This is a genomic window from Capnocytophaga sp. G1920, assembly GCF_051417515.1.
Map to the genome: position 1 here is coordinate 40,178 of NZ_JBPRKH010000005.1, position 15,619 is coordinate 55,796.

Below are 15,619 nucleotides of genomic sequence, written 5' to 3' on the forward strand. Positions count from 1 at the left end.
CTCCTCTTCCGAACTTTTCCGTTTCCTTCCGAATCCTCCTATGCGTCACTTTTAGGGGTACACACTTTGCCAAAGTTTCAAACTTTGGCAAAGTTGAATAAACTGACAATATTTACTCATTTCCTAATTCTATAATTTTCTCCGCCTGTCGTGCTACAACCTCCCTAAACATTCTCTCATTTTCTCATTTGCTAATTTTCTCATTCTCTCATTTGCTAATTTTCTCATTCTCTCATTCCCCCGTCCGTATGCCCTCAAACACTTTTTTAACGGCGACAAAAGTAGTAAATAGAGTCGAACTACGCAAATTATTTTGAAAGAAACTAAATTACACTTCTGGTAAGTACTGCCAATAGCGTTTCGGCATATTCCTCATTTGGTATTTCGCATTCTTGCGCTCGGCTATGTTAATATGCTGAAAATAAGTCTTCCAAAGCGTTTGATAAGCATCAGCAGTAGCCGGAGTAAGCGCTCCAAAATGCTTATCCGCAGGAGTAAAAGGCAACACCTCGTGCAGATTGTAAATAAAGCCATAACCCCTTTCAGGGTCGTAAAGCACCCATTGTTGGTCAGAAAAACGCGTTTTGAAATGAGGAACAACCAGTGGCAACACGTCATACTCAGGTACTATTTTGGCAAAGTAAAGTTCGCCTACCTTTTTAAAGCGCACAAACTCTTTCATTCGGTGCACTTCACGTCCCACACTCTTAGCCGCTTTGTGTATAGAGGCAATAGCCCTATGGGCAAAGTTCTCCAACACTTTTCCCTCAGGGTATTTCACCATCAGCCTAATAGCCTCCAATAAGTAGTCTTCCATATGTGTTTCTTCCGATAAGAAAGCCCTTAGCACAATCGCTACCCCTTCTTTACCCCAACACTGTTCTATTTTGGTAAGTACCCGTTGCGCTTTCTTAGCATCGGTATACACCGTTTCCTCCTCGCCAAAAAGCAAAGGTGCAAACCGATGTCTCGCTACAATAGTCACCTCGTTGTAACGATACTCAAAAACAGCAAATACCGCTGTGAGGAACCCCTCAAAAGTACTGTCGTATACCAAATATTTCAAAGCCAAATACAGTTAAATACGCAAAAGCCCGCAAATATACTTCTTTTTTTATTTTAAAGAGAGAATATTACAAAAACATTCGTGTACAATCACCGTCCCCACATTCCTCCTTTGTAGCTTGTCCCCCTCGCCTTTGGAGAGGGGGAACGGGGGTGAGGACGTAATGCCTCACACCCCCTAGTGCCTAAGGCCTATGGCCTGTGGCCTCTCTCTCATTATATCCATTTCAAAAAATATTTATACCTTTGCACTACGCATTAATACTTTATTATGAAAGACGATTTGTTGTATCTTATTGCCTTAAAGAAAATCCCTCTCATAGGCGATATAACTGCCAAGAAACTCATCTCACACTTTGGAAGTGCTCAAAACGTATTCGCTCAACCCAAAAGTGCCTTAGAGAAGGTAGCAGGTATTGGCTCTAAGATTACTCAAAACATACTCAGTGCTCGGTGTTTGCACGAAGCAGAAACCGAATTGCAATTCACTCAAAAGCAAAACATCAGTATTATAACTTATACCGATGAACAGTATCCCTCCTCTCTCAAGCAATGTGTAGACAGCCCTATACTGTTTTACCAAAAAGGAAATATCCACTTGCAAAATAAACGACTGCTCAGTATTGTAGGCACTCGCAATATTACCAGCTATGGCACAGTTTTTTGCGAAAAACTCATCGAAGAACTCGCCTCGTTAGATGTGGTAATTGTCAGTGGGTATGCCTACGGAGTAGATATTACCGCCCATAAGGCAGCGATGAAACACCGCCTACAAACGGTGGCTTGTCTTGCCCACGGACTCAATACCATCTACCCCGCTGCTCATAGTAAGTATTGTGAGGCAATGGAAGAAAACGGCGGTTTCATCACCGATTTTAGTAGCCAGAGTCCGTTCGATAGAAAGAATTTCCTCAGCCGTAATCGCATTATCGCAGGGCTTTCACAGGCGACCGTAGTTGTTGAGTCCGGACTAAAAGGCGGTAGCTTAGTCACTGCCGATATAGCTTTTTCCTACAACCGCGAAGTATTTGCCGTGCCAGGGCGCACCACCGACCCGTATAGTATGGGGTGCAATGAACTGATACGCAACGGTAAAGCAACCCTACTCACCTCAGCCAAAGACCTCATTTACCAATTAGGTTGGGATACCCCAGCCCCAAAAGCCGTACAGCAAGAGCTCTTTGTATCTCTTTCCCCTGAGGAAGAAACTATTAGCGCATTTCTCAAAGCCAATGGCAAACAAAGTTTAGACGAGCTCGCCTTGGGTTGCCAAATGCCCATCTACCAACTCTCCAATCTCCTCTTTCAAATGGAAATCAAAGGAGTGATAAAACCCCTCCCAGGCAAGATGTTTGAAGCAATCTAATTACTAAATCCTAATCCCTTGAACAGAAAAATCATACATATCGATATGGACGCCTTCTATGCTTCGGTAGAACAACTCGACTACCCCGAACTGCGCGGAAAAGCAATTGCAGTAGGCGGAGGGGAACCGCGCGGTGTGGTAGCTACCGCCAGCTACGAGGCACGCAAGTTCGGGGTGCGCAGTGCTATCAGCGGGGCGCAAGCGCGCAAACTGTGTCCACATCTTATTTTTGTAAAACCTCGATTCGAGCGCTACAAGCAAATATCGATGCAAATACGCGCCATTTTCCACGAATATACTGATTTGGTCGAACCTCTTTCCCTTGATGAAGCTTACTTAGACGTGACCGTAAACAAAAAGGGCAACCCTTCGGCTACCCTTATCGCCCAAGAGATTCGCCAACGCATCTTCCAACAAACCGGACTCACGGCTTCGGCAGGCATTTCGGTAAATAAGTTTATCGCTAAAATCGCCAGCGACTACCGTAAGCCCAACGGACAAACCACCATCACCGAAGCCGAAGTGCAAGATTTTTTAGACAGACTCGATGTGCGCAAGTTCTACGGCATAGGTAAAGTAACAACCGAGAAGATGTACCAGCTGGGGATATTTAAAGGGAAGGACTTGCGCGAGAAATCATTGGAGTTCTTAGAGCGGAATTTTGGCAATAGTGGTCATTATTACTACGAACTCTCACGAGGCATTCACCGCAGTGAGGTACAACCTTTCAGAATACGCAAATCAGTAGGTGCAGAAGAAACTTTTGCCGAGAACCTCACCAGCGAGGTGTATATGCTACGCGAACTCGACCATATAGCCGAAGACGTAGTCCGTCGTCTCGACAAACAGCAGGTAGCCGGCAAAACCGTTACCCTGAAAATTAAATACAGTAACTTTACGGTGCAAACGCGCAGTAAAACCCTTAAAGATTTCATAAGTAGTAAAGACGACATACTCTTGCACATCAAAGAACTGCTCTATCAAGAACGCCCTGCCGAATCAGTACGACTCTTAGGTATCTCGCTTTCTCACCTCAACAACGAACCCGAAAAAGAAGAAGCAAAGAAGCCGATGTACATACAACTAAAACTAGAATTCCCAGATTGATAAGAAAGAGTTATCACTATACCTCTAACTTGTCCGATTTGCTCAATAAGTCTGACTTATCAAAAAAACATTTTTTCACTACTCATTTGCTAATTCTCTCACTTGTTAATTTCCCGCCCGTCGTGCTACGACTGCCTGTACGGCTCGTATCTAATTCTCTAATTTTCTAATTTCCTAATTATTTCATACCTTTGCGTCCTAAAATAAAATCATTTATGGAACAAACTTTACCCGCAGGACACCCCGTGCATACCTATATGCTTGAAGCTGAACTTATTTACTCACTTATGGACGAGTTGCTCAGCATAGACCCTCATACCGATTATCAGAAATTCTACAACGTGTTTAATCATTTGGCAACGGTAGAAAAACACTTTGCTCGCAAAGAAAACCAGCTCTTCCCTTTCTTGGAAAAACGCGGTTGGACGAATCCTTCACAGAATATGTGGTCTTTCCACGATACCATTCGCGATATCTTCCGTTTGGTACGCAAAAACTTAGAAGAAAAAGACCTTGATGCGGCGCAAACCAATGTGCGCTATATCGAAGATAACTTAGGTCGTTTGCTAAATGTAGAAGCGAATATCCTGTTCCCAAGCGCCTTGCAATTACTCACCGAAGAAGATTGGATTGAAATGCGCAAAGGCGAAGAGGAAATAGGTTGGATGCTGAAAGAAGAACCTGCCCCTTACCCTAATAGCAACCCCGGCGAACCGGTGTACGTACACCCTTCAATGGATACGGAACCCCGCACCGATGTCCAGTTTAGCGACGATGCTACGCATTACGACGAGGGTTATATGACGGTTGAACAGGTAAACCTCTTGCTCAAAACCCTCCCTATTGATATCACTTTTGTAGATGAACACGACCGCGTGATTTTCTACAACCGTGGCGAAGAACGCGTATTCCCTCGCAGCGCGGGTATTATAGGGCGCGAAGTGAAGTTCTGTCACCCGCCTAAGAGTGTGGGCACAGTGCTTAAAATCGTAGAGAACTTCAAAGCAGGTACTCAAAACGAAGCTAATTTCTGGTTCAATTATCGCGGTCGCCTTATCTATGTGCGTTATTTTGCAGTGCGCGATAAAGAAAAGAACTACAAAGGCGTGATTGAAATGTCACAAGATATTACCGATATTCAAAAAATAGAAGGCGAACGCCGTTTATTGGAGTGGGATAACTAATGAAAGACTTATTCGGACAAGCTATTTTAGATTATCAGCAAGGGCAATACACCGAAGATATCAAAACGGAAACTACCATTTCCGAAGAAGATGTATTGCCCTTGCCTTATTTGTTTCGTTCCTTTGAACAGATGCCTGCGTTAGAGCAAAAAGCCCTACAAATGGCAAAAGGAAAAGTATTGGAAGTAGGCTGTGGAGCAGGCTCTCACGGACTCTATTTGCAGAACAAACGCAAGCTTGAAGTACATTCTATCGACCTATCACCTAAGGCTATTGAAGCGTGCCTGTTGAGAGGTTTACGCAACGCCAAAGTGCAGAATGTATTGAAAACAACAGGGCAGTACGACACTATTCTCTTACTGATGAATGGCGCAGGTATGTGTGGACGATTGAAACAAATGGGTGCTTTTTATGCTCATCTGAAAACACTCTTAGCTCCACACGGACAAATCCTCACCGATTCTTCTGATATTATCTATATGTTCGATGAGAACCCCGATGGCAGTTATGATGTACCGCTCTATTTCGATTATTATGGAGAGGTAGATTATGTGGTGAAGTATAAAGGTCGAAAAGAAAAGCCCTTCCCCTGGATGTATGTAGATTACAACACTTTACAAAACGTAGCAATTTCAGTAGGCTTACAATGCGAACTCATCGCCGAAGGAGAGCATTTTGATTACCTTGCAAAATTAGCAAATTAGCAATCTGATACCTATCACCTGATGCCTGACCCCCTATCTATCACCTAATGTCAAGGTATTTATGCATTTGTAAAGAGGCTTTCCACTGAGGGTGAGCCATTACATAATCTACAATTTTAGGCATTACCTCAGTGCGTTTGCTCCACTCGGGTTGGAGGTAAAGTAAGCACTCAGGCGATACTTGTGTTGCCATTTCTTCGGCAAAAATAAAATCGTGATTGTTATAGATTACCATTTTGAGCTCATTAGCTTTTTGAAGAACGTCTCCTACGGGACGTTTTATTTTTTTAGGCGATAGGCATATCCAATCCCAAGTGCCTGATAACGGGTGTGCTCCTGAGGTCTCTATATGAGTGCGTGCACCTCCTGCTCTCAGCTTTTCGGTAAGTAAAGTTAAGTTCCACATCAGTGGTTCACCCCCTGTAATAATGATAGTTTTGGAGTGTGCTAAGGCTTCGGCTACAATGGTATCTACGGGTACTAAGGGGTGAGCTTCGGCTTGCCAACTTTCCTTTACATCACACCAATGACAGCCTACATCACAACCGCCTAAGCGAATGAAATAAGCGGCTGTGCCTTTGTAGAAACCTTCGCCTTGTAAGGTATAAAAAACCTCCATCAGGGGGAGGAGTTCCCCCTTTTGCAAGGCTATCTGTGTATCTTTGTTTAGCATTTATTATTCGTAATTAGCCACATCTAATATCCACGGGTCGGGGATTTCGGTGTTTTCGCGTACTTCTTCTACCTTTTTCATAGCTTCGTCATAGGTATTATAACGGGCTATATAAATGTAGTTCAGTACTTGGTCTTTATTGTAATACACTTGGGCATCATACCCCCATTTCTTCATTTCTTCTACCCGTTTGTTTACATTATTGAAGTTTAAGAAGACTCCCACTACTACATAATACCCCTGCTGAGTATCGGTGACTTTCAGTTTGCTTATTCTCGTTGAACGGTGTAATTGGGTAATCTCCTTCGGATTATTTTCTATCTCCAAAGCAGTAAGGAACAAATAATAGCGGTCGCGACTACGTGTATAACTCAAATCTAATGAATTGGTGTTGTTAGGAATCAGGTATTGATTGTCGTTTTTGATATCCATACGGAAGATATCAAAGCCTAAGGTGTTTTCGCTGTTAGGGGTGCGTGTTTTTACTATCTCATCGTTATTTGTAATAGCACTGCTAAAAAAGTTTTGATTAGGGCGCCATTTGCTTTCCAAAGAGGAGGTTTTACCGCTGGCAGGTACGCCAACAGCTACGTTATCACCTGCCATATTAAAGTCGCCTTCGAGGGCTACTCCCATAATACGCGTTTTAAAGTCGCCTGCCTCAGGGGTTTTAAATCCACTAAAAGTAAAGGTTTTGGAAGCCTCATTGGTAATAGCTGAAAAGCCATCGTAAGTAATGATTTTCTTTACATTGCTATCGGGGTTTTCGTATACTATTACTAACGCCCAGCCTGCTGCCGAACCGCCTTCAATTTGCCCCAAAGCAGCTTTTACATTGGCTACGGTATAATCGCCTTCTATTTTAGTTGCCGGAGCTAAAAGATTGGTGATATTGGCGTAATACACATAAGGCGCTGAGTTTTTTAGCTCATCGTCGGTGCGTCCGTCGTAAATGAGTTCACCAGCGATAGGGGTATAGGTATTGGTTTCGGGTATTTTCAGTAGTATACTACTGGCGTCTTCTCTATTGGAATCAACAGGGATATTTTTATTGCCTCTTAGGGTGCCCTTAGCATATGGATAGGTAGCCGACCAATACAAACCTGCATAAGCTACCTTTCCGCCTGTTCCTTCGTAAGAGAAATTGGCACTACTAGATGAAAACGTATTAGGGTCAGCATCGATATCGATGTATTGCATATCGAACTCGTCGTTGAGTTTAGCCTTCGGGCTACGGTCGTTATAAGGGTCGTTAGGGCTATTGCGTTTTTCTTTACGGTTAAGAATGTTATTCCCTATAATTTTGATATCCCCTTTGATAAAGGTTTCGTACCTAATGTTAAAATCGGTAGTAGATTGTGCTTTTAGGGAGAAAGCGAGTCCCACAGAAGCGAGCAATGTGATGATATGTTTCATAAACTTACTATTTTCTTGGCAATTCGGAGGGCTTCGGTGCCTTGTTCGAGAGTGACCATAGGGGTCGTATCGTTTACAATGGCATTGGCAAAGCTTTCGAGCTCGTCTAAGATAGCGTTGTTATTATGTATTTCGGGATATTCGAAATAGATTTGACGGCGCTCTCCTTCTGCATTTTGGAGTATCATATCGAAGTCACCAGGTACTTCTGGGGCGTCTTTCATCTTCACTACTTCTACTTTTTTCTCCAAAAAGTCTACGGATATATAAGCGTCTTTCTGGAAGAAACGGCTTTTGCGCATATTCTTCATAGAGATACGACTGGCAGTGATATTGGCTACACAACCGTTCTCAAACTCCAAGCGGGCATTAGTAATATCGGGGGAATGACTAATAACCATTGCACTACTTGCCGAAATGTGTTTTACCTTAGACTTTACGACGCTTAGGATTACATCGATATCGTGAATCATCAGGTCGAGCACTACGGGCACATCGGTACCACGAGGGTTAAACTCAGCTAAGCGGTGTGCCTCGATGAACATAGGGTTGTGAATTTGGTCGCGTACGGCAATAAAAGCCGGATTGAAGCGCTCTACGTGTCCTACTTGTCCTTTCACGTGGTGTTCTTTGGCAAGAGCGATAATCGCTTCGGCCTCTTCTACCGTAGTAGCGATAGGTTTTTCGATAAAGAGATGCTTGCCCGCTTTGATAATCTTTTCGGCACACATAAAATGGTTGAGGGTAGGGGTTACGACATCTACCATATCACATTCGGTGATGAGCGCATCTATACTATCGAAACGCTTGTAGCCAAACTCTTCGCTTACTTTTTTAGCGTTTGCTTCATCGGGGTCGTAGAATCCTACGAGTTCGTATTTTTCGGATTGGTTGAGCAATCGCAAATGTATCTTTCCTAAATGTCCTGCACCGAGGACGCCAGCTTTTAATTTTGTCATTTTAATATCCTATTTTGGCGCGTACCCTGCGCAAAGTTTCATCGGCTACACGGTGTGCTTTGGCAGCACCTTCTTTTAATATAGCATCGAGTTCGCTTAGATGCTCCATATAGTAAACGTAGCGCTCGCGTGGGGTCGCAAATTTTTCTAATATGAGTTCGTAAAGGGTTTGTTTGGCTTGACCGAAGCCATAACCTCCTGCGCGATAAGCTTCTTCCATCGTTAGTATTTGCTCAGGAGAAGCTAACAGGCGGTAGAGCCTCATCACGTTGCAAGTATTGGGGTCTTTGGGTGCTTCCAAAGGTGTACTATCGGTTTGGATTGCCATTATTTGCTTGCGGAGTTGTTTTTCGGGCAAGAAAATATTGATGAAATTGTTGCGTGACTTGCTCATCTTTTCGCCGTCGGTACCTGGTATAATCATTATTTTCTCCTCTATTTTAGCTTGTGGCAATACAAAGGTTTCGCCCATTTGGTGATTGAAACGAGAAGCTACATCGCGGGTAATTTCGAGGTGTTGTAACTGGTCTTTGCCCACAGGTACGACCTCAGCATCATACAAGAGTATGTCGGCTGCCATTAGCATAGGGTAAGTGAAGAGCCCAGCATTTACGTCTTGCAGGTAGTCCATTTTGTCTTTAAACGAATGGGCGAGGGTGAGGCGTTGGTAAGGGAAAAAACAAGCCAAGTACCACGAGAGTTCAGCGGTTTGGGGTATATCGCTCTGGCGGTAGAAGGTTACTTTATCAGTATCTAAACCGAAAGCTAACCAAGTGGCAGCAACGCTATAAGTGTTGGCGCGGAGTTGCGCACCGTCTTTTATTTGAGTAAGGGAGTGCATATCGGCGATGAACAGAAACGATTCGTTAGAAGGGTCTGATGCCATTTGCACTGCGGGGAGGATTGCTCCGAGGATATTTCCTAAGTGGGGAGTACCTGTACTTTGAATGCCTGTTAATACACGAGCCATTGTTTTATTAAAATAATAAGTTAAGAAAGTGCAAAGATAGGGAATAATTAGGAAATGAGAAAATTTGGGAATGAGGAAATGAGGTGAAGGCTACAAGAGAAGCGCCAGAGGAGAGAATTAACTTTGGCAAAGTTTTAAACTTTGCCAAAGTGTATACCGCAAAAATGACGTATAGGAGTTTTCGGAAGATATCGGAGAAGTTCGGAAGAGGAGAGGAAGAGGTTTTGGTGAAAAAAGGGTGTAAGAAGGGTGGGGGTAGCTTATAGAGAGCTTATAGGAAGCTTATACGAATCTTGGACGATTGGTATAGAAAGGGTATATAAGTAGTTGATTCATAATATAATACAACAAGGCTAAAAATGTTAAAAACGGGGTTTCGAGGCGAAAGAAAGAGGAATCCTCACCCCGTTCACATACTCTCCTATTCGGAGACTTCTCCCAAGGAGAGGGAGAATGTAGAGACAGTAAAGGGGAAGAAAAATTAGAGAATTAGCAAATTTGGAAATGAGAAAATGGGGTGGTGCGAGCCGCACGGGCAGTTAAATTAGTAAATTTAGAAATGAGAAAATGAGGTGGTGTGGGGTCTTAGGGCATAGGCAATAGGGGGGAGTGTGGTGGAAGATCAAAAGAAACCTCCCCCTTCTCACATACTCCGCTCTCGCGGACTTCCTCCAAAGGGGGAATGTAGTGACGGAAAAGGGAAGAAATGACGAGGGACGAATGACGAGTGACGAATGACAAGGGGAATATGAGGTTGTGGCACGAGACGCAGTATAACTTTGGTAAAGTGTAGGACAAAAAAATTCGCAAACCAATTCTGATAGGCTAAATAGGTTTGTTGTGATGTTCTAATTGTTCTACACGTTCGGTTAGGAACTGAACATTCGCTTCTAAATCGGCGATTTTTTGGTACTCAGGGATAGGGTCGAGGAACTCGAAAGAGAGGTGCATTTTACATTCCCATACTTCTTTAATATCTTCAGCTCTAACGGTAATATGCGGGTAGTCGCGATTATCGGATTTGCAATACAGACTACCATACTTTCTTATTTTGTTTAAAACCCGTTTTACAATCACTCCGTCGCGCTCTGTAACTACTACGCACACCCTGTTATCTGAGAGCCACTCCCAATTTTCGACGAATTGCCCTACCACATAACTGCCGTCTTGCAGGGTGGGGAACATAGAGAGTCCGTTTACTTGAAACATTCTGAAAGTGCCGTTTCGCATTTCGGGAAGGTTGTACATAGGGAGTTCTTTTATGTATTCGGGGTCTTCATAACCATTGAGATAGCCGGCTTGAGCGTATATAGGCACTAAGGGTATGGGGTTAAAAAGTTCGTCTTCTTCAACCACTACCACCTTGGGAGTTAAATCTCTTCCTTCTATTTTTAAAGGTTTGATAATTTCTACACGAGGAGTTTCGACAATCTCCTTGTTTTTTAACATAGGACCTTTACCTGTGAGCAACCATTCGTAATTTACTTCGAAAGTAGTAACAATTTTTTCTAAAACATTAAATTTAGGTTCTGTTCCAGCTATGTAATTTCTAATATTTGCCTCATTAACCCCTATTTTATTTGCAAAATCACTATTATTACCGTTGGAAAAATGGTCTACCAGTTCTTTTATACGAAAATTAATTGCACTCATAATCAATAATTTAAAAAATAATACGAAAAATAATTCGAAAAAAATTTGCGTATGTCGAAAATTTATTCGAATTTTGCACCGTAAAACAAAATGAATAGAATAATGAGCAAAAGTACAAAAATTTTATGGATAATCGACCTTATGGCAGTAGAAAAATTATTGTTGAGGGGAGGTTAGTTAAAAAATGTAGGACAGGAGGGAATTAGCAAATTAGCAGATTTGGAAATTAGAAATTGAAAACAAATTAGTTTCAGAATAAAAAAATCAGGGCTTCGCCTTGTAGAGTGGCAATTAAACGTAAGAAGACGTAAGAATTTTAAGGGATTATTAAAAAGAAATCCTGTAAAGTCGGCAAGTTAGTGTTGCTGAGAATGTGACGATTGATTATTAGGGTTATAAATTGAATTAATATTAAAAATTAAAAACAATGAGAATACATTTAAATGAAGTCAGTGACTATGAGTATGTACAGCGCAAGCTCCGCGAGCAAGCGGTTGTGTTGTTAGAAAAAGCCAAAAGTTATCATCAACCTGTGCGCTATTTGCCTAGAAGAGTTAGTGGGCATAAGGTGAACTGGTGGAGTGAACTGAAAAAATATGGACGGCTTGTAGTGAATAGGCAATAGGCCTCAGGCCTCAGGCATTAGGAATAGCGATGCAAAGGCAATAGGACTTAGGCCTTAGGCATTAGGGAAAGCGATGCAAAAGTGAATAGTAAAGTGAAAAATAACAAATAACAAAAAAAATTACAATGAATAGATTTTTAGAATATACCCAAGCGCTTGCTCTTGATAGTTTTTTGCAGGTGCTTACTTTTGAGGAACGACTACAAACCTCACAATACCGCGCAGGACGTACGGATGAGGTACCTGCTCGCGTGCAAGAACTACAAACGTGGGTGGAACAGAATGGTTGGCGTGCCCCCATCTTTAAATACGACGAAGAGCGACACCTGCTTTGGCTAGACGAGCAAAGGGAGTGGCAACCAGTAAGGAAACACCCGCTTTATAAGGTAAAAGATAAAAGGTAAAACTGGCGATGGGCTAAAGGTAGGGTAGGGGGGAGAATTTTAGAATTAGTAATACCAATGAAGGGTTGGATTAACAAATAGATTATGAACCTCTTTCTATTTACATTTAAAATTAACGATTAAAAAACAATACAAAAATGGCAAGAACAAAAAGAATAATCCCTACTGGGGTAACTAAAACACAAATGGAGAATGCTTTTTCTACTTATGCAAAGGCAGAGGCGCGAATGACTAAAATAAATGCGTTGATAGAGAAGCAAATTGCAGCTATACGCAATAAATACACGAATGAATTGGCGACTCTTAAAGAAATAAAAGACACCAATTTTGATGTGTTACAAGCCTATGCATTAGCAAATAAAGACAGTTTATTTATCAAGAAGAAATCACTTGACAGTTTGCACGGTACCATAGGGTTCCGCACAGGTACGCCGAAACTGAAAACGCTAAAAGGTTTTACGTGGAATACGGTAACAAACCTACTGAAAGAATTTTTGCCTGCTTATGTGCGTATAGCCGAAGAACCAGCTAAAGATAAGCTACTTGCCGAACGCAACAATGAGCAAATAGCTGATTTCTTTCCAAAAATAGGAGTTGTGGTGACTCAAGATGAGACTTTTTTTGTGGAAGTGAAGGGGGAGCTTAGGTAATAGGTCCCAGGCCTCAGGCAATAGGGAGTGAGATGCAAAGGTAAAAAAAACTTTGGTAGAGTTTAAAAAAGCTCTACCAAAGTTGGCAAAAAGTTTAACATTTAAAAAATGAAACATATGAAATGTGATAATAATACACAACAGCGCAAAGAACGCTTGCAAAAACGCAATGAAAAAGTGCGTCAACTTTTTGAAGAACTGAGTGCCAAGCACCCTCAGTGGAAGGTAGATGCTCTTGTAGAGGAGGTGGCGAACATTATGTTTTTATCACCTCGTACTATTGTAGCAATACTTTCTTTTCAGGGCGGTTATGCCGAAAGATAGTCCCCACAAAAGGGAGAACTATTACTCTATCAGCAGTGAGCCCTGAGGGGTAAGAGTTACGTTTTTCACGGGTATACCGTCGTACTCCAATTGCTTTTTTACCTCAATAAGCATTTCGGTATAAAGGTCGTCGGCGAGCATTTGGGCAATACCCACCCCCACTTCGGGGTGCTCTTTCCACTGTCCTTTTTCGGCAGTAAGAATAGCTTTTTGATGTTGGGGCTCAGATAAGCCTACTTGAAAATCACCTTCAGCAAGGTGCAAATCGTTTTTGATTAAGAGTAAATCTTTCATTTTACACATTTGTTATTTGTTGATGGTGCAAAGGTCGTACATATAGATGAGGTAAGGAAAAAGACGTTCAACGCTTGTACCAAATTAGTACAATGGTTGGTGAAAATAAGTACAAGGCTTGTTTGCCGATTTTCAGAACTGAAAAAACCGCCGGAATTTTGCACCGTAAAACAAACGATAGAAGTGCACTTACAATTAAAATAATGTATAACAAAAAAAATTAAAGAAATGGGAAAAAGTAAATCAAACTATGCCATTACAGGGCTTAGTGGTAAAGTAGGGAAAGTGTTTGTATTTCGCCAACGCGGAGGAGAAACTATTGTCGCTACCCCTCCTTCACACACCAAAGCTCCCAGTGCTTCTCAGAAAGCACAACAAGAGAGATTTATACGCGCTTCGGCATATGCCAAAAACGCTTTGCAAGACCCTTCGCTAAAAGAGGATTATACAGCAGAGGCTAAAAAGCGCAGGAATGTATCGGCTTATAATATGGCGATGACTGACTATTTGCGCGCTCCTAAAATTACCCATATAGACCATTCAGGCTATACAGGTAGTGCCACAGGAGAGAAAATAATGATAGAGGCGGGCGATGCTTTTAAGGTCGTAGCTGTGAAAGTGCGTATTGAAGACCACGATGCTACTCTTGTGGAAGAAGGTAGCGCCACTCTTGTACAGGGCAAATGGGTGTACACCACTACGGTTACTAATCCTTCGCTTACAGGTGATAAAATAATAGTAACCGCTACTGACCGCCCTGGTAACAATTCTAAAAAAGAGGAAAGCCTTTAACGATTGAGAGTTAATAGAGAACAGTTGTTTTTAACTATTTTGCCTTTTTATTAGTAGAGTTACAATTAAGGATATAATAAGGGAGGGGTAGGGGGACATTTATTAAATAATTAACAAAAACACATAATTAAAAAATGGGATTACCAAAAGTATTATTTAACATTGCCAAGGATGGTATGAACCGTACAGGCAATAACATTCAAAAAGTTACTGGTCTTATTATTACAGGCAGTGGAGTAGCCAGTAAGGTAGAACTCGGGAAATCGTACCAAGTATTTTCCTTAAACGAAGTCGTAGCATTGGGTATTTCGGAGGCTGAAAATGCTTTTGCTTACAAGCATATTAAAGCATTTTACGACCAAGCTCCTACGGGTACACCTCTGTGGGTAATGCTCGTATCGGACGCTACGACTATGACTGCAATGCTTGACAAAGACGGTGCTTTTGCTCCAACTCTCATAGCTGATGCCAAAGGTGCTATTAGGGTATTGGGTGTGGTGAAAAAAGCAACTGGTAGCGAAACTATTGCTGCCGGCTTAGACACTGATGTACAAACAGCCGTAGTGAAAGCACAAGCTATTGCTGAGCATTTTGAAAAGAAGTATATGCCTTTTAGAGTAGTGGTATCGGGCAATAGCTGGAACGGCAAAGTAGCTGACCTTACTAATTTCTCGGAAAACGAACTCAACAAAGTGGCTTGCTTTATCGGTAATGACGATAAGGAGAAAGAAGCATCAGTAGGTTTGTTCTTAGGAAAAATGAGTGCTATACCCGTACAGCGCAAAATTCACCGCGTGAAGGACGGTAGTGTATTGCCATTGGTGGCTTATTTTACTGACGGAACTACTATTGACAGCAAAGCTGACCAGTGGGACACCCTAGACGACAAAGGGTATATTTTCTTTCGCACCTTCGTAGGGCGTTCAGGCTACTATTTTTCAGGAGATAATACGCTTACCAAACCTACTGATGATTTTAAGAGTCTCAGCAGTGGATTGGTAATGGACAAGGCGTTACTTCTTGCTTATGGGGCTTTGGTAGAGGAATTAAGCGATGAGGTCTTGCTTTCAGAAGAGGGAAGCATTCACCCTGCTATTATCAAGAGTTGGCAGACCAAGTTGGAGAACACTTTGCAGAGCGAAATGGTTTCGAAAGGGGAGCTATCGGCAGTGAACATCAATATAGACCCTGAACAGAAGGTGTTGCAAACAGGTAAAGTGGTAGTAGGGCTAAAACTCCTCCCTGTGGGTTATGCTGATTTTATTGAGGTGAATATTGGTTTTACCACAAAGAAAGAAGAAAATTAGGTGTGAGGTCGTAGCACGACAGGTAGAGAATTAGCAAATTAGTCGTAGCACGACGGGCAGAGAATTAGCAAATTAGTCGTAGCACGACAGGCAGAAAATTAGCAAATTAGTCGTAGCACGACAGGC

General features: G+C 42.2%; 17 protein-coding genes. 10 read left to right on the forward strand and 7 right to left on the reverse strand.

The window, feature by feature from the left end:
• Positions 1–328 precede the first annotated feature (328 nt).
• A complete protein-coding gene (locus tag ACSQ7D_RS04415) occupies positions 329–1,072 on the reverse strand; it encodes a TIGR03915 family putative DNA repair protein (RefSeq protein WP_437135506.1) in 744 nt (247 codons plus the stop codon).
• A gap of 264 nt (positions 1,073–1,336) precedes the next feature.
• Between ACSQ7D_RS04415 and dprA the strand changes: the two genes are divergently transcribed.
• From dprA to ACSQ7D_RS04435, 4 genes are all read left to right on the forward strand, one after another.
• Positions 1,337–2,431 (forward strand): DNA-processing protein DprA, encoded by a 1,095-nt coding sequence (dprA, locus tag ACSQ7D_RS04420; RefSeq protein WP_437135507.1) that lies wholly within the window; start codon positions 1,337–1,339, stop codon positions 2,429–2,431.
• Positions 2,432–2,449: 18 nt separating this feature from the next.
• Positions 2,450–3,538, forward strand: coding sequence for a DNA polymerase IV (gene dinB, locus ACSQ7D_RS04425; RefSeq protein ID WP_437135508.1), 1,089 nt, complete (start codon positions 2,450–2,452; stop codon positions 3,536–3,538).
• A gap of 215 nt (positions 3,539–3,753) precedes the next feature.
• Entirely contained in the window at positions 3,754–4,722 is a 969-nt protein-coding gene (locus ACSQ7D_RS04430) for a DUF438 domain-containing protein (RefSeq protein WP_437135509.1), read from the forward strand.
• Positions 4,722–5,426 (forward strand): class I SAM-dependent methyltransferase, encoded by a 705-nt coding sequence (locus ACSQ7D_RS04435; RefSeq protein ID WP_437135510.1) that lies wholly within the window; start codon positions 4,722–4,724, stop codon positions 5,424–5,426. The genes ACSQ7D_RS04430 and ACSQ7D_RS04435 overlap by 1 nt, the downstream gene beginning before the upstream one ends.
• A gap of 40 nt (positions 5,427–5,466) precedes the next feature.
• Here ACSQ7D_RS04435 and ACSQ7D_RS04440 read toward each other — a convergent pair whose 3' ends face one another.
• The 5 genes from ACSQ7D_RS04440 to ACSQ7D_RS04460 form a co-directional block, all read right to left on the reverse strand.
• On the reverse strand, positions 5,467–6,099 hold the full coding sequence (locus ACSQ7D_RS04440; protein WP_437135511.1) for a 7-carboxy-7-deazaguanine synthase QueE: 633 nt from the start codon (positions 6,097–6,099) through the stop codon (positions 5,467–5,469).
• Positions 6,100–6,102: 3 nt separating this feature from the next.
• Positions 6,103–7,515: an SPOR domain-containing protein gene (locus tag ACSQ7D_RS04445; RefSeq protein ID WP_437135512.1), complete on the reverse strand. Its 1,413-nt coding sequence runs from the start codon at positions 7,513–7,515 to the stop codon at positions 6,103–6,105.
• The gene (locus tag ACSQ7D_RS04450; protein ID WP_437135513.1) at positions 7,512–8,474 is read right to left on the reverse strand and encodes a Gfo/Idh/MocA family protein; all 963 of its coding nucleotides are present in this window, start codon (positions 8,472–8,474) and stop codon (positions 7,512–7,514) included. Before ACSQ7D_RS04450 ends, ACSQ7D_RS04445 begins: the two co-directional genes overlap by 4 nt.
• A 1-nt stretch (position 8,475) precedes the next feature.
• Complete coding sequence (gene trpS / locus ACSQ7D_RS04455; protein WP_437135514.1) at positions 8,476–9,444, reverse strand: tryptophan--tRNA ligase; 969 nt, start codon at positions 9,442–9,444, stop codon at positions 8,476–8,478.
• A gap of 825 nt (positions 9,445–10,269) precedes the next feature.
• Positions 10,270–11,097 (reverse strand): S24 family peptidase, encoded by an 828-nt coding sequence (locus ACSQ7D_RS04460; RefSeq protein ID WP_437135515.1) that lies wholly within the window; start codon positions 11,095–11,097, stop codon positions 10,270–10,272.
• Between the two features lie 427 nt (positions 11,098–11,524).
• Between ACSQ7D_RS04460 and ACSQ7D_RS04465 the strand changes: the two genes are divergently transcribed.
• From ACSQ7D_RS04465 to ACSQ7D_RS04480, 4 genes are all read left to right on the forward strand, one after another.
• Complete coding sequence (locus ACSQ7D_RS04465) at positions 11,525–11,722, forward strand: hypothetical protein (protein WP_002674087.1); 198 nt, start codon at positions 11,525–11,527, stop codon at positions 11,720–11,722.
• A 125-nt stretch (positions 11,723–11,847) separates the two neighbouring features.
• On the forward strand, positions 11,848–12,126 hold the full coding sequence (locus tag ACSQ7D_RS04470) for a hypothetical protein (protein WP_289013542.1): 279 nt from the start codon (positions 11,848–11,850) through the stop codon (positions 12,124–12,126).
• Between the two features lie 137 nt (positions 12,127–12,263).
• On the forward strand, positions 12,264–12,776 hold the full coding sequence (locus tag ACSQ7D_RS04475; RefSeq protein ID WP_264860047.1) for a host-nuclease inhibitor Gam family protein: 513 nt from the start codon (positions 12,264–12,266) through the stop codon (positions 12,774–12,776).
• Positions 12,777–12,893: 117 nt separating this feature from the next.
• The gene (locus ACSQ7D_RS04480) at positions 12,894–13,100 is read left to right on the forward strand and encodes a hypothetical protein (protein WP_437135561.1); all 207 of its coding nucleotides are present in this window, start codon (positions 12,894–12,896) and stop codon (positions 13,098–13,100) included.
• A 21-nt stretch (positions 13,101–13,121) separates the two neighbouring features.
• Here ACSQ7D_RS04480 and ACSQ7D_RS04485 read toward each other — a convergent pair whose 3' ends face one another.
• Positions 13,122–13,394, reverse strand: coding sequence for a hypothetical protein (locus ACSQ7D_RS04485; protein ID WP_009418684.1), 273 nt, complete (start codon positions 13,392–13,394; stop codon positions 13,122–13,124).
• 228 nt (positions 13,395–13,622) lie between these two features.
• Between ACSQ7D_RS04485 and ACSQ7D_RS04490 the strand changes: the two genes are divergently transcribed.
• Together ACSQ7D_RS04490 and ACSQ7D_RS04495 are read left to right on the forward strand one after the other, a co-directional pair.
• Positions 13,623–14,186, forward strand: a complete 564-nt coding sequence (locus ACSQ7D_RS04490; protein ID WP_009421186.1) for a hypothetical protein — start codon at positions 13,623–13,625, stop codon at positions 14,184–14,186.
• Between the two features lie 134 nt (positions 14,187–14,320).
• Complete coding sequence (locus ACSQ7D_RS04495; protein ID WP_437135516.1) at positions 14,321–15,493, forward strand: DUF2586 family protein; 1,173 nt, start codon at positions 14,321–14,323, stop codon at positions 15,491–15,493.
• Positions 15,494–15,619 lie beyond the last annotated feature (126 nt).

Excerpts from the sequence above, each read along its gene's own strand:
- dprA (WP_437135507.1), top strand. The coding sequence starts at position 1,337 with ATGAAAGACGATTTGTTGTATCTTATTGCCTTAAAGAAAATCCCTCTC.
- ACSQ7D_RS04430 (WP_437135509.1), top strand. The coding sequence starts at position 3,754 with ATGGAACAAACTTTACCCGCAGGACACCCCGTGCATACCTATATGCTT.
- ACSQ7D_RS04435 (WP_437135510.1), top strand. The coding sequence starts at position 4,722 with ATGAAAGACTTATTCGGACAAGCTATTTTAGATTATCAGCAAGGGCAA.
- ACSQ7D_RS04440 (WP_437135511.1), bottom strand. The coding sequence starts at position 6,099 with ATGCTAAACAAAGATACACAGATAGCCTTGCAAAAGGGGGAACTCCTC.
- ACSQ7D_RS04445 (WP_437135512.1), bottom strand. The coding sequence starts at position 7,515 with ATGAAACATATCATCACATTGCTCGCTTCTGTGGGACTCGCTTTCTCC.
- ACSQ7D_RS04450 (WP_437135513.1), bottom strand. The coding sequence starts at position 8,474 with ATGACAAAATTAAAAGCTGGCGTCCTCGGTGCAGGACATTTAGGAAAG.
- trpS (WP_437135514.1), bottom strand. The coding sequence starts at position 9,444 with ATGGCTCGTGTATTAACAGGCATTCAAAGTACAGGTACTCCCCACTTA.
- ACSQ7D_RS04460 (WP_437135515.1), bottom strand. The coding sequence starts at position 11,097 with ATGAGTGCAATTAATTTTCGTATAAAAGAACTGGTAGACCATTTTTCC.
- ACSQ7D_RS04465 (WP_002674087.1), top strand. The coding sequence starts at position 11,525 with ATGAGAATACATTTAAATGAAGTCAGTGACTATGAGTATGTACAGCGC.
- ACSQ7D_RS04470 (WP_289013542.1), top strand. The coding sequence starts at position 11,848 with ATGAATAGATTTTTAGAATATACCCAAGCGCTTGCTCTTGATAGTTTT.
- ACSQ7D_RS04475 (WP_264860047.1), top strand. The coding sequence starts at position 12,264 with ATGGCAAGAACAAAAAGAATAATCCCTACTGGGGTAACTAAAACACAA.
- ACSQ7D_RS04480 (WP_437135561.1), top strand. The coding sequence starts at position 12,894 with ATGAAATGTGATAATAATACACAACAGCGCAAAGAACGCTTGCAAAAA.
- ACSQ7D_RS04485 (WP_009418684.1), bottom strand. The coding sequence starts at position 13,394 with ATGAAAGATTTACTCTTAATCAAAAACGATTTGCACCTTGCTGAAGGT.
- ACSQ7D_RS04490 (WP_009421186.1), top strand. The coding sequence starts at position 13,623 with ATGGGAAAAAGTAAATCAAACTATGCCATTACAGGGCTTAGTGGTAAA.
- ACSQ7D_RS04495 (WP_437135516.1), top strand. The coding sequence starts at position 14,321 with ATGGGATTACCAAAAGTATTATTTAACATTGCCAAGGATGGTATGAAC.